General features: G+C 60.7%; 14 protein-coding genes and 1 pseudogene. 8 read left to right on the plus strand and 7 right to left on the minus strand.

The annotated features are described in order from the left end of the window. Window positions 1-12: 12 nt before the first annotated feature. The 4 genes and pseudogenes from NKJ46_RS16815 to NKJ46_RS16830 form a co-directional block, all read left to right on the plus strand. Window positions 13-1,038, plus strand: a complete 1,026-nt coding sequence (locus NKJ46_RS16815; RefSeq protein ID WP_352665984.1) for an aldose epimerase family protein — start codon at window positions 13-15, stop codon at window positions 1,036-1,038. Between the two features lie 53 nt (window positions 1,039-1,091). Beyond that, window positions 1,092-1,232 (plus strand): colicin D domain-containing protein, encoded by a 141-nt coding sequence (locus tag NKJ46_RS16820; protein ID WP_352665985.1) that lies wholly within the window; start codon window positions 1,092-1,094, stop codon window positions 1,230-1,232. Between the two features lie 31 nt (window positions 1,233-1,263). After that, a complete protein-coding gene (locus tag NKJ46_RS16825) occupies window positions 1,264-1,536 on the plus strand; it encodes a colicin immunity domain-containing protein (protein ID WP_352665986.1) in 273 nt (90 codons plus the stop codon). A gap of 68 nt (window positions 1,537-1,604) precedes the next feature. Next, window positions 1,605-1,804: pseudogene (locus NKJ46_RS16830) on the plus strand (transposase); the annotation flags it as partial. Between the two features lie 36 nt (window positions 1,805-1,840). Here NKJ46_RS16830 and NKJ46_RS16835 read toward each other — a convergent pair. The 5 genes from NKJ46_RS16835 to NKJ46_RS16855 form a co-directional block, all read right to left on the minus strand. Beyond that, a complete protein-coding gene (locus NKJ46_RS16835) occupies window positions 1,841-2,761 on the minus strand; it encodes a phosphorylase family protein (protein ID WP_352665987.1) in 921 nt (306 codons plus the stop codon). 14 nt (window positions 2,762-2,775) lie between these two features. Continuing rightward, window positions 2,776-3,567 (minus strand): ABC transporter permease, encoded by a 792-nt coding sequence (locus NKJ46_RS16840; RefSeq protein WP_352468408.1) that lies wholly within the window; start codon window positions 3,565-3,567, stop codon window positions 2,776-2,778. Beyond that, window positions 3,560-4,447, minus strand: a complete 888-nt coding sequence (locus NKJ46_RS16845) for an ABC transporter permease (RefSeq protein WP_352665988.1) — start codon at window positions 4,445-4,447, stop codon at window positions 3,560-3,562. Before NKJ46_RS16845 ends, NKJ46_RS16840 begins: the two co-directional genes overlap by 8 nt. Then, window positions 4,444-5,481, minus strand: coding sequence for an ABC transporter ATP-binding protein (locus NKJ46_RS16850; protein ID WP_352665989.1), 1,038 nt, complete (start codon window positions 5,479-5,481; stop codon window positions 4,444-4,446). Before NKJ46_RS16850 ends, NKJ46_RS16845 begins: the two co-directional genes overlap by 4 nt. 127 nt (window positions 5,482-5,608) lie before the next feature. Beyond that, entirely contained in the window at window positions 5,609-6,649 is a 1,041-nt protein-coding gene (locus tag NKJ46_RS16855; protein WP_352665990.1) for an ABC transporter substrate-binding protein, read from the minus strand. 33 nt (window positions 6,650-6,682) lie between these two features. Between NKJ46_RS16855 and NKJ46_RS16860 the strand changes: the two genes are divergently transcribed. Next, window positions 6,683-7,846 carry a LacI family DNA-binding transcriptional regulator gene (locus NKJ46_RS16860; RefSeq protein WP_352665991.1) on the plus strand — a complete coding sequence of 388 codons (1,164 nt, stop codon included), beginning with the start codon at window positions 6,683-6,685 and terminating at the stop codon, window positions 7,844-7,846. 11 nt (window positions 7,847-7,857) lie between these two features. Here NKJ46_RS16860 and NKJ46_RS16865 read toward each other — a convergent pair whose 3' ends face one another. Further along, on the minus strand, window positions 7,858-8,442 hold the full coding sequence (locus NKJ46_RS16865; RefSeq protein WP_352665992.1) for a TetR/AcrR family transcriptional regulator: 585 nt from the start codon (window positions 8,440-8,442) through the stop codon (window positions 7,858-7,860). 107 nt (window positions 8,443-8,549) lie between these two features. On the opposite strand from NKJ46_RS16865, the gene NKJ46_RS16870 reads away from it, so the two are divergent. The 3 genes from NKJ46_RS16870 (at window position 8,550) to NKJ46_RS16880 (ending at window position 11,382) form a co-directional block, all read left to right on the plus strand. Beyond that, complete coding sequence (locus tag NKJ46_RS16870; RefSeq protein ID WP_352665993.1) at window positions 8,550-9,365, plus strand: oxidoreductase; 816 nt, start codon at window positions 8,550-8,552, stop codon at window positions 9,363-9,365. Between the two features lie 128 nt (window positions 9,366-9,493). Continuing rightward, complete coding sequence (locus tag NKJ46_RS16875; RefSeq protein WP_502903413.1) at window positions 9,494-10,375, plus strand: alpha/beta fold hydrolase; 882 nt, start codon at window positions 9,494-9,496, stop codon at window positions 10,373-10,375. Between the two features lie 5 nt (window positions 10,376-10,380). After that, the gene (locus tag NKJ46_RS16880) at window positions 10,381-11,382 is read left to right on the plus strand and encodes an NADP-dependent oxidoreductase (protein ID WP_352665994.1); all 1,002 of its coding nucleotides are present in this window, start codon (window positions 10,381-10,383) and stop codon (window positions 11,380-11,382) included. Here the strand turns inward: NKJ46_RS16880 and NKJ46_RS16885 are convergent. Next, window positions 11,375-12,304 (minus strand): sugar kinase, encoded by a 930-nt coding sequence (locus NKJ46_RS16885; RefSeq protein ID WP_352665995.1) that lies wholly within the window; start codon window positions 12,302-12,304, stop codon window positions 11,375-11,377. The genes NKJ46_RS16880 and NKJ46_RS16885 overlap by 8 nt on opposite strands. Between the last annotated feature and the right edge of the window lie 54 nt (window positions 12,305-12,358).

A 12,358-nucleotide genomic window follows, 5' to 3' on the forward strand; every position in this document is an offset into this window, starting at 1 on the left:
GAACTTGCGGGCATGGCAATGAAGGATGGCGAGGTTTTCGGCACGACGCAGGCGGGCGAGGAAGTCCGTCGCTTCACCATCCGTGGCGGCGGCCTAACCGCCAACATCATCGGGCTGGGCGCGATCATCCAGGATCTGCACCTGGCCGGGCACGAGGCGCCATTGGTGCTCGGCTATGATCGTTTCGAGCACTATGAGACGGATACCGCCTTCTTCGGCACTGTCGTCGGGCGCTACGCCAACCGTATCCGCGACGGCCGCTTCACGCTTGCCGGCAAACGCTACCAGACCGAGCGCAATTTCCTCGAAAAGCACACGCTGCATGGCGGTTCGCAAGGTTTTTCGCGCCGTGCCTGGGCGGTTTCGCTGCACGGCAGGGATTTTGTCACGCTGGCCCTGCATGACCCGGACGGCACGATGGGCTTTCCCGGCGCGCTCGACGTGACCTGCACCTACCGGCTGAAGATCCCCGGCACGCTTAGCGTCGAACTGACCGCCACCTGCGAGGAGCCGACGCTCTGCAATCTCACTCAGCATTCCTATTTCAACCTGGATGACGGCGGCACCGGCGACATTCTCGACCACCGGCTGATGCTGAATGCCGGCGCCTATCTGCCGGTCGACGCGGATCTGATCCCGACAGGAACGGTCAAGCCGGTCGACGGCACCCCCTTCGATTTTCGCCAGGCGCGGCCGCTGCGCATGGAGACCGAGGGCGAGCAGCTCCCCTACGACCAGAATTTCTGCCTTGCCTCGACGCGGGGGCCGCTGAAGCAGGCATCATGGGCGCAAGGGGCGAATTCCGGCGTCGAGATGGAACTCTGGACCACCGAGCCGGGCGTCCAGCTCTATACCGGCCAGTATCTGGCGCCGTCCTCGCCTGGATTGGGCGGACGCCAGTACAAGGCGTTTTCAGGCTTCTGCCTGGAGCCGCAAATCTGGCCGGATGCGCCGAACCGGCCGTATTTCCCGCAAGCCACGCTATGGCCGGGCCAGATCTACCACCATGTGACGGAATACCGGTTCAGGCTGCCTTAGGGCGGGAGAGCCGCTGCCGAAGCGTACAACTCGACCGTCGCGAGGAGGCCGAGATGACGCAGGCCATCCAAGGAACTTACCAAGGGCAATCAGTAACGCACTTCGTCGACCCGCAAACCGGCTTGAGTGTCATTCGCGACAGTTCAGGAAATCTCCTGTCTGGATGGAAGCTCAGTCCCAAGCAGCTAGAATAGTCTTGACGACCGGAAAACTGCGAGGCGGACTATGAGCGGCGTATCTGGCGAATACCGTGCGTTGGTTGAAACCTTTCTCGCAGGGGAAGTAGATGCTCCTAAGCTGGTAGAAATTTACTTAAAAAAATTTAAGGATGAGACGCGAGCCATCCCAGATCATGACTTTAGGGTGCTAGATGAGATCTTTGCTGACATTGACTCATACACTTCCGATATCAGCTTGATCAGAGAGAATCCTAGATTCTATCTTGACGAAGCACAACTGAGAGTAAAAGTCGCGGAGGCCCTAAACCGGCTCCCATGAGGCTTACCGGGATAACCGAAAGCAATTATCTCAATCCCGCTCTACAGCGGCGCGAGTTCGTGACAGAGCTCAAGCGGCTCGCCGGCGTCGAGTTCGTCGTCTCCGACGACCATCCGGGGCTCAGGGCGGCGATCCGCGAAGTGCTGCCCGAACGGCCTGGCAGCGCTGCTACGTGCACTTCCTCAGAAACGCGCTCGACTACGTGCCGCGCAAGGTCGACGACGATTGCCTGATGGAGCTGCGATGGTTCTATGACCGGCGCGATCTGGTCTGCGGCAGAGCTTCAGCTATCGGGCGGGTTATCTCAGAACCGGCTGGAGCGTTCTTTCGGCTGAGGCGACTTCAAGCCCTGACACGAGCATTCCGGGTCAGCGGGAAGTCGCGCGGCGGTCTCCAGCGCGACCCGCGAGGCTGTCATGGAGAGACTGGGCAGCACGTCCTCCTGCAGCAATTTCTGGCGATTGCGATCCATATAGTCGTTGAAACCCGCCGTCACGAACGCGCAAGGCACTAAACATGCGCCGATCTCGCGCGATAAGGTCGCTTCAGGGGCGATGGAATGGTTGAGTACATCCGCACCCATGCCCCGATACGCCAACGCTTCGGCTGGCGTTGTCAGCCGGGGCCCATAACAATGGGCAGCCACCAACTGCTGTTCGATGCCGTAAACGCGGCATTCGGCTGGCCAATGACGGCGGGCCGTTTCGACCAGAACCGCCGCACATCTTGGACACACGATTTGCTTGCCCGAACAGTCAAAACTCTGGCGGTCGGGAAGCAGTGAAAACGGGGTCTGCGTCAGTTCGATGATATCGGCGGCCACCACCATGTCGCCCGGCTGGATCGCCTTGTTGACGGCGCCTACAGTCGAGCAGGCGAGAACTTGCCGTACACCCGCCCGCATCAATACCCAGAACGCGCGGCGATGGCAGGAATGGTCGATACGGTCGCGGGGATTGCCGTGCGAATACATGCACAGCGCGCGTTTTGCTCTCCCTTCCGCTGTGATCGACGCATCGAACTCGAGCAGCTTCCAGTTGTCGGTACGACCGAAAGGCGTTTCAAAACTCATGTCGCGCCGCAAGGTGCGCACGCCATCGAATTCGACATCTTCCGGGAAGGCAAGTCCCCAGTTTGCCGACCCGGTGATGATGGCCAACCCTACCTGAGGGATGTCCGTCGAATGATCCGTCAGATCGTCGGCTGCGTGGTGATTGGTGGGCATGTTTCCAGTCTCGGTCAGGACTTTTGGCGAAGGGTCACAATCAGGACCACGGCGACGACGATGACGGTCCACAATGTCGAGATCGCCGCAATCGTCGGATCGATCTGATCGCGCAGCGACAGGAACATGAGCTTCGGCATCGTGCTGTTGCGACCACTTGCGACGAAGATCGAAATCACAGACTCGTCGAGTGAGGTCAGGAACGCCATCAATGTCGCCGACAGCAAGCTGATCCGAAGTTGCGGAACGATTATTCCGCCAATGGCCCTGGCCCAGTTTGCACCGAGGCTGCGCGCCGCCTGAACCTGGTTCCAGTCAAAGCGGGCGAGAGCGGGTAGCAACACAATGCAGGCGACCGGAACGGCCAGCACCACATGTCCGACCAGCACACCGAATAGCGTTCCGATCAGATGTTGTGCGGCCAACACAAAGAAGAGACCGATCGCAAGCAGGATACCTGGCGTGATCGAGGGGGTCAGCAGGACGCTCTGGATCGCCGCAGCGGTCTTTCCGCCCAGCCGATTCATTGAAATGCAGGCGAGCAGCGCAAAGGGCACGGCGATCAACGCCGTTAATGTCCCAAGGATCAAACTCGTTCTGAGCGCGGCCATCCACGTTGCCGAGCCGAAGAAGTTCTCATACCAGCGCAACGAGTAGGCGTGCGGCGGAAACTCGAGGAGATTCGACGCCGAAAAGGAAAGCGGCACCACCACGAGCGTCGGCAACATCAGAAATGCCATGACAAGAGCGGCAAAGCTCCAGAGCAAAATGCGGGCGAGCCTGTTTTGCGGATAGGCTTCAAGCATGGGAGGCTTCGGCTGTGTTCCGGGCCACCAGGCGGCGTGCCGCCAGCAACATCACACCGATCAGTGCCATGAGAACGAGGAGCAGAATGCCCAGGACGCTCGCCGACCCCCAGTCCTGAAAGGTCGATAGTGTACGCTCGATCCGGGTAGAGAGCGGATTTACCTTGCCGCCGCCAAGCACCGCCGGCGTGATGAAAAAACCTATGGCGTAGATGAGGACGATGATCGAACCCGAGAAGATGCCGCCCGCCGAAAGCGGCATGATGACTGTGCGGACGACCTGTCGGAGAGTGGCTCCCATGCTCGCTGCCGCGCGAATGAGATTTGGGTCGATATCGCGCATCGCAGCATAAACAGGCAGCAGAAAGAGCGGCAGCATGTAGTGCACCATGCCGATGAGCGTTCCCGTGAAGTTGTAGACCAGCGGCAATGGCTCCGCCGTCAGGCCTGAGCCGGTCAAAGCCGCGTTGATCAGGCCGTCGCGCCGCAAGAGCACGAGCCAACCATAGGTACGCACCAGAATGGAGGTCCACAGCGGCAGCATGACGAACGCCATGAGCACGTTGGCCACCCTTGGTCTGACGCTGGCCAGAGCCAGCGCCAGAGGGGTGCCGAGAACAATGCAGGCCGCCAGCGTACCCAAGGATAGTTCGAGGGTCGTGACGAGCGCCGACCATGTCAGTCCGCTCGAAAGGACCTTCTGGTAATTGCCGACGGTGTACTCGCCCCCGGTGGTCAGGAAGGATTGGCGGATGATCCAAAGGATGGGCAGTATCGCGGCCAGCCCAACGATGAACAGCGCCGGGAGCGAAAGCGAAAGAAAAAACCGCCGCTCGCGCCGTGCATCCGCCGCGAGCGCCGGATCCCGGACGACGGTCACGCCATCGCTCCCGGTATCGCGTGAACCTTCGCTGCTGGTGCATAGGCGGTCATCCGCTGACCGGCGGCAAGCTCGGCGCAGCCGCCGGCCAGCGCTGCCGGAATGCAGACAAGAACCTCTTGCCCACCGTCAAGCGCCAGCGTCAAAAGCCAGTTCTCGCCGCGGAACGCTTTGGCGCGCAGTATTCCTTCGAGAGCCACTCCGTCGCCCCCGACGAGCTTCGCATCAAGATGGAAGCTTTCGGCGCGGATCATCAGAGTTTCGCGTGATGCTTCGGCGCCGTCGATTCTGCGTGCCGAGCCCGGGGCCACAATGTTGGCCTCGCCCATGAACTGCGCGACGAAGCGGGTCGATGGACGATCATAAATCCGCTGCGGTGTATCTATCTGCTGGATGCGGCCAGAATTCATCACCGCAATCCGGTCAGACATAATCAGCGCTTCGCGCTGGTCGTGGGTTACATAGATTGTGGTGATCCGTAGATGATCATGCAGACGCCGGATCTCATACTGCATGGTCTCGCGCAGGTTCTTGTCGAGTGCCGACAGCGGCTCGTCCATCAACATCACGCGCGGTTCGAAGACGATAGCCCGCGCCAATGCCACCCGTTGACGTTGGCCGCCGGATAGTGCGGCAACATTGCGCTCCGCCAGACCATCCAGCTTCACGCGGGCCAAGGTATCAAGCGCCCGCTGACGCGCCTCCGCTCTCGGTACCTTGCGCAGCACCAGCGGGTACGCGACGTTCGCCAGGACATTCATGTGGGGAAACAAGGCGTAATTCTGGAATACTATGCCAATGTCTCGTTTGTTGGGCGGCAGGCGGGTGATGTCTCGATCACCCAAGAAAAGTTTACCGGAATCCGGCCGGACAAAACCGGCCAGAGCCATGAGTAACGTGGTCTTGCCCGATCCCGATGGCCCTAGCAGTGTGAGGAATTCGCCAGCCTGGATGTCGAGCGAAACATCATCCAGTGCGACGTAGGACCCATAAGCCTTGTGCACGCTTTCGATGGTGATCGCGAGCGACTTCATCATGTGCTCCAGCCTTGAAGCGCGTCGCGTTCGACCGGCTTCACGCGACGCGCTTTAGGTTCTTGTTTTCATGCATGTCGTTGTCGCGCGCTGCACATTTTTGCGCGACATGCGTTAGAGCTGAGGGTCAGCGGGCCATCATTTCATCGAAGGCTCTTTGTGCAGCCTCGCCATTCTTGACCCACCATTCTGAATTGGAAAACACCGAAGTGCCAGCATTTTCAGGCGCGGTCGCAAGGGTCTTCAGACGGTCCGCGGGAATAAGGCCACCCTCATATGCCGCAGGATTGACGGGGCCGTAGGCAATGAAATCGGTCAGCTTGGCAACCCGCGCGGGCTGCGTCATCGCTGCGATGAGCTTCATCGCGGCTTCCTTGTTCGGCGCTCCCTTCGGCACCCCAAGGCAGTCCGTGCCGATGACCGAACCCTTGAAGGTGTAGTCAGCCGCGCCGCCATCTGCTTTCACGGTTTGGGCGCGTCCGTTCCAGGTAATGACCAAATCCGCCTCACCGTCTTTCAGCAACTGCGCGGACTGGGCGCCCGAGGTCCACCACACGGCGACATCTGGTTTGATCGCTTCAAGCCGCTTGATGGCGCGTTCTAGCCCTTCCGGCGTGCTGAGCACGGAATAGACGTCGGCCGGTGCCACGCCGTCGGAGAGAAGCGCGATCTCGATCGAATCTTGCGCATTGGCGCGCAACGCGCGACGGCCAGAAAATTTGGCAACATCCCAGAATTCCGCCCACGTCTTCGGCGGGTTCTGGCCATAGGTCTTGGTGTTCCACGACATGACGGTGCCATAGGAGTCGAACGGATAGCAGTAGTCGGACTTCGCACCGTCCGGCACGGATTTCGGATCGATGATCTTGTAGTCGAGTGGCTCAAGCAGCGACTGTGCGGCAGCCTGCGCGCCTTCCGGCGAACCCAGGTGGACGATGTCGGTCGTGACTGCACCCGAGGTAACCTGCATCTTCAGGGCGGCCAGGCCGTCGCTCTGCGTCTCCTCGCGGACATCATAGCCGAGCTCTTTTGCAGCCGGGCCCCACATGGCTTCCTTTATGGCGTTGCCATAATCGCCGCCTGCGGTCGTGATGGTGACCGTCTGCGCATGCACGGGCAGGGTAGCGGAGATTGCGAATGCTGTTAAGGAAATGCGTAGCCAGGACATAGGTTCTCCTCCCCAACTTTTATGGAATATTGCTTGAAAGAGCCATTATTTTATAATCGTAACGTTACGATTGCACCTGAATACGCTAGAGTCAAGCTGCTTCCTATGGGAGTTTGGATTGACCGGGATGTCGAATTCAGCAACGTTATGGCGGTCAGCAAATCAGCCGGCGCTTTCGCAAATGAAGTCGGGCGAACAATGGCCAATCTAAAGCAGATCGCCGCGGAACTTTCCCTGTCGGTGACCACGGTGTCCCGCGCTCTGAAGGACGGGCCGGAAGTGCAGCCCTCGACCATAGCCCGCGTCAAGGAGGCGGCTAAGCGGGTCGGCTATTTACCAAATCATCATGGCCGCGCGCTCAAAACCGGTCGAACGCAGACGCTGACGGCGGTACTCCCGATGGAGACACGAGACCATCTGTCCGATCTGTTGAAGCTTCCTTTAATCGAAGGCATGACGCTGGCGGCGCGGCAAGCCGGTTATAGTCTGTCCATCTATTCCACCACTCCCGACGACGATCCCGTCGAGAGTGTGCAGCGGCAGCTTCAGGCGCGCAGCGCAGACGGCCTGATCATCACGCGCCTGGTGTCGGCTGATCCGCGCGTCAGGCTGCTGCTGGATAAACGCATGCCATTCGTCGCGTTTGGAAGAACCGACCTGGATATCGCGTATCCCTATGTCGATGTCGACAATGAACAGATTGCCTACGAGGCGACCCGGCGGCTCATGGATATGGGCTGTCGACGCATTGCGCTGCAACTTCTCGTTCCGGAGGACCAGACGAGTGCCATGCGTCTTTCCGGGTATGGAAGGGCAATGGCCGAGGCCGGTATTCCGATCGACCAATCGTTGATCGGCCATGGCATGTTCACCATGGAATCGAGCGCGGGCTGGTTCGATCGCTTGCTGGCGTCGTCAGATCCGCCGACGGGCCTCGCGTGCGCCAACGAACTCGGCCTTCTGGGAGCGTTGCACGCTCTCGGCAAGCGGGGTCTTACACCGGGCCGCGACGTCCACATCGTCAGCCGTGACAGCACGCGGCTGGCACGTTTCCTGCCGGCAAAGATCGGAGTTCATTTCGTGGATATGGCTGGTGTTGGACGCAAACTTATCGAAGTCCTGGAGAGCCGGATCATCAATCCGCTTGGGCCGGTGGAGACAGTCTTGGTGCAAGGCAGTTTCGAGCCGGCCGAATAGTCCGGACTCCCTCAGGAGGCCACCTCGTCTTGAACCGGCCGGATCAGCGCCTTTGCGGCAGCTGCTCCCACCGCAAGGATACGATCCGACAATTCCGTCCCTTCCACGGCGCGCGCGAGTTGAAGCGCGCCGATGAGCGTTGCAAACATGCCCAACGCAGCGCCCTCTGGATCATTGGTCGGCGGCAGAGCTTCGGCTATCTGGCGCACCAGGGATTGAATGCGCTCGGCGTAGAGGGCCCGCGTTTCAGGCGGCTGCCGCGCGATTTCCGGCAACAACGCGGCCGAAGCGCAGCCCTTTCCAGGATTGTCCCGGTGCTCGGCCGATAGATAGGCCTCTATGGCCATTTCCGGGCCGCCGGCGTCCAATGCTTCCTGCACTTGATGCGACTGCGCGTCCAACGCCGCCGCCAGGCTTTCACGGACGAGCTCCGCCTTGGACTGGAAGTGCGGATAGAAGGCGCCGTTCGTCAGCCCGGCGTCGCTCATGATGGTCGCCAGGCCGGACGCCGCGATGCCGTCAGATCGAAAACGTTCGGCGGCGACCTCCATGATCCGGCTGCGTGACGCGTCTTTTCGGCCCTTTTCGTAGCGCATGGTCTTTCTTTCCTGTCCTGCTATTGCATTATGCTCATAATCTGATATTACGACCATAATTCAATTCGTGGAAATAAGCTAGACCTCTCGAACCTGGAACATCAAAAATGAATGGGAATTCTGAAAAAACCGCAATCGTGACCGGAGCCTCCTCCGGCATCGGCCGCGCCAGCGCCGAGGCCTTGGCGCGGGCGGGGTTCACTGTCTTCGGGACAAGTCGCCGCAATACCAGTAATGGCCCGAATGGAGTGACCATGCTGGCATGCGACGTGACCGATGATGCGGCCGTCAATGCGCTCGTTGCCACCGTACTCGCGCAGACCGGCCGGATCGACCTCCTGGTCAACAATGCCGGCGTCGGTCTGCTGGGAGGCGCCGAGGAATCCTCGGTCGCACAGGTACAAGCCCTGTTCGACGTCAATCTGTTCGGCGTCATGCGGATGACCAATGCGGTGTTGCCCTCGATGCGGCGGCGCGGCCAAGGACGCATCATCAATATCGGCTCGATCCTGGGACTGGTACCCGCGCCATACTCAGCTCATTACTCGGCAGTCAAGCACGCGCTCGAAGGCTATTCGGAATCGCTCGACCACGAGGTGCGCGCCTTCAACGTCCGCGTTTCCGTCATCGAGCCGGCATTCGTCCGCACCGTCTTCGACCAAAACGGCATCGAGCCGGATTCGCTGTTGAAGGAATACGATCGGGCTCGAGCCGGGCTCAAGGCGCTGCTGGGCGATGTGATGCCCAAAGCCGATCGGCCGGAAGTGGTGGCGGATGTGGTTGTCAAGGCAGCGACCGATGCCCGTCCGCGACGGCGCTATACCGCTGGCAAGGCAGCGCGCCAGGTCAGCCTGCTGCGCCGCTTTGCCCCCGCGGGGATTTTCGACAAGAGCCTGCGCCAGCAGTTCCGACTGCCGGTCTGAACAGGCGGAGGATTTCACGCACATGCGACTAGCAACCACAACACATTTGGCCAGGCCCTACGAGACGGAGGCGCCAAACATGGCCGCCGCGTTCACCGGCATTATTCCGGGACGCGCCAACGCTCTCGATCGATGTCGGCGGCACAGCATTTGCTTACAGGGAACTCGGGCCCAGGGCGGGCGTGCCGGTGATCCTGCTCAACCATCTGGCTGCTCAGCTGGACAATTTTGATCCGCGCATTGTCGATGGCCTCGCTGCGACCCGGCGGGTGATTGCCTTCGACAATCGCGGCATCGGTGCTTCGGGAGGCAAAACTCCGTCGACCATTTCCGGCATGGCGCGGGATGCAATCGCCTTTATCCGGGCGCTGGGGTTCGAAGAAGTCGATCTCTTCGGCTTTTCACTCGGCGGCTTCGTGGCGCAGGAGATTGTGCTGACCGAGCCCAAGCTTGTGCGCAAACTCATCCTGGCTGGCACGGGGCCGGCCGGTGGGCAAGGCATCGACAAGGTGACGCCGCTGACGATCGTGGACATGATCAAGGGCGCGCTGACTTTTCGGGATCCGAAATACTATCTCTTCTTCACAAGAACGCCGAATGGCCGCCGCGCCGCAAACGCATTTCTGCAACGATTGAAAGAGCGCCGGAATAACCGGGACAAAGCGGTATCGCTGAGCGCGTTCGGCGCGCAACTCAAGGCGATCAAGGCCTACGGACTGCAGGCGCCACAAGACCTGAGCACCAGCCGCATTCCCACTTTAGTTGCGAATGGCGGCCAGGACAGGATGGTGCCGAGCAGCAATACCTACGATCTCGCCGCGCGTATCCCGGGGGCGCATCTGGTCATCTATCCGGATGCCGGGCATGGCGGGGTATTTCAGAACTACGCCGATTTTGTCCGGAAAGCCCTGTCCTTCCTCGAGGCTGAGGCCTTGCCGCAGGGCGGGTATGCAGCTGAAAACGTTCGGCTTGTTTCGTCCCGAACAGCAACAGACATTCCTAGAAAGTAACTGCCATGAAGGCATTCGTTGTCGATAAGTATAATAAAAAGGGCACCCTGCGGCTGGCCGAAATGCCGGAGCCGGAGCTCCAGGACAGCGATGTCCTGGTAGAGGTCCATGCCGCTGGGGTGAACCTGCTCGATTCCAAGATCAGAACCGGAGAATTCAAGCTCATCCTGCCCTATCGCCGGCCCTTCATCCTGGGCCACGACGTGGCTGGGAAGGTTATCCGCGTGGGATCGAAAGTCAGCAAGTTCAAAGCCGGCGACGAGGTCTATGCGCGGCCGCGCGATGGCCGGATTGGGACATTCGCCGAATTCATTGCCGTGAATGAGGCCGACGCAGCCTTGAAGCCCGAGAATCTCAGCATGGGAGAGGCGGCCTCGATTCCCCTGGTCGGTTTGACCGCCTGGCAGACGCTCGTAGAAAGGGCAAACCTGAAGAAGGGACAGAAGGTCTTCATTCAGGCAGGCTCCGGCGGCGTGGGAACATTCGCCATCCAACTGGCCAAGCACCTCGGCGCGACCGTTGCGACAACCGCGAGCGCGGCGAGTGCCGATCTGGTCAAAGGTCTCGGCGCCGATGTCGTCGTCGACTACAGGAAAGACGACTTCGAGAAAGTTCTGTCGGGCTACGATGTCGTCTTGAACAGCCAGGACGCCAAAACACTGGAAAAATCCCTGAGCGTGCTGAAACCGGGTGGCAAGCTCATCTCCATCTCCGGTCCACCGGATCCCGAATTTGCCAGGGAAAAGGGACTGAATTTGATGCTGAAGCTGGTGCTGCGCTTCCTGAGCCGTGGAATTCGGGCCAAAGCCAAGCGCCGTGGTGTGCAGTTTTCGTTCCTTTTCATGTGGGCGGAGGGCGATCAGCTGAGCAAAATCACCGCCCTGATCGAATCCGGCGCGATCCGCCCGGTTGTGGATCGGGTCTTTTCATTCGAAGCGACCAATGACGCTCTGGCCTATGTCGAAACAGGACGCGCCAAGGGCAAGGTCGTCATCAAGGTCAGATAGCAGTTGCCTCGAACGCAGCCTTGAGCGTCTCGAACGGCGCCAGCGCGCCGCGCACCTGCACGACGGCGGCGGCGACGCGATGGGCGCGCTGCACCGCCTCAGTCGGCGCATGGCCGGCAAGGCGAGCGGCGAGATAGGCGCCGTTGAAGGAGTCGCCGGCGCCGGTGGTGTCGACCGGGGTGGCGACGTGCACCGCCGGCACCGATTGCGAGGTTCCGTTTTGCGCGATCAGCGCCGGTTCCTCGCCGTTCTTGACGACGACTTCGCCGACCAGCTTTCGCAGCCGTTCGGCGGTTTCCTGCGGTGTCGTATCACCAAACAGCATCTGCTCGTCGGGAAAGGTCGGTAGCGTGATGTCGGCGACGGCGAGCGCCTCGAGGATCGCGGCCTGCGCTTCCTCGCGCCGGCGCCATAGCCGCGGCCGGTAATTGGGATCGAAGGCAATCAGCGAGCCGGCCCCACGCGCCTCGGCCACGGCCGTCAGCAGCACCTTGCGTGCATCCTCGTATAGGATTGCCAAGGTGATGCCGGAAAAATAGACAAGCGCCTGGTTTTCAAGGCTTTTCTGCAGAGCGGCTGGGTCGGAAGCCAGCTGCCTCGCGGCCGCATCGGCCCGCCAATAGGTGAAAGAACGTTCGGCGCCGGTCAGCGTGATCGCATAAAGGCCGGGGCGGGCGCCCGCTATCACCGAGCTGGCGCCGATACCGATGCCGTTCTCGGCCAGGAACTTGATCTGGTCGCGTGAGAACGGGTCGTCGCCGAAGGCCGACACATAGGTCGCCGGCCGCTCGCCGCTCAAGGCATGCAGCGCCCATAAAGTGTTGAACGTGTCGCCGGCAAAGCCCATGCGCCAGTTTGGCCCGGCCTGACCCGAAAGCTCGAGCATGCACTCGCCGATCGAGGCGATGCCGTTTCCTGCCATGAAGCACTCCTCCATCCTGCAATTGCGGTGCTGTAGCTTTTTGCGGCCGGCAGC

This window comes from Mesorhizobium sp. M0166, from assembly GCF_040322255.1.
GTDB lineage: Bacteria > Pseudomonadota > Alphaproteobacteria > Rhizobiales > Rhizobiaceae > Mesorhizobium.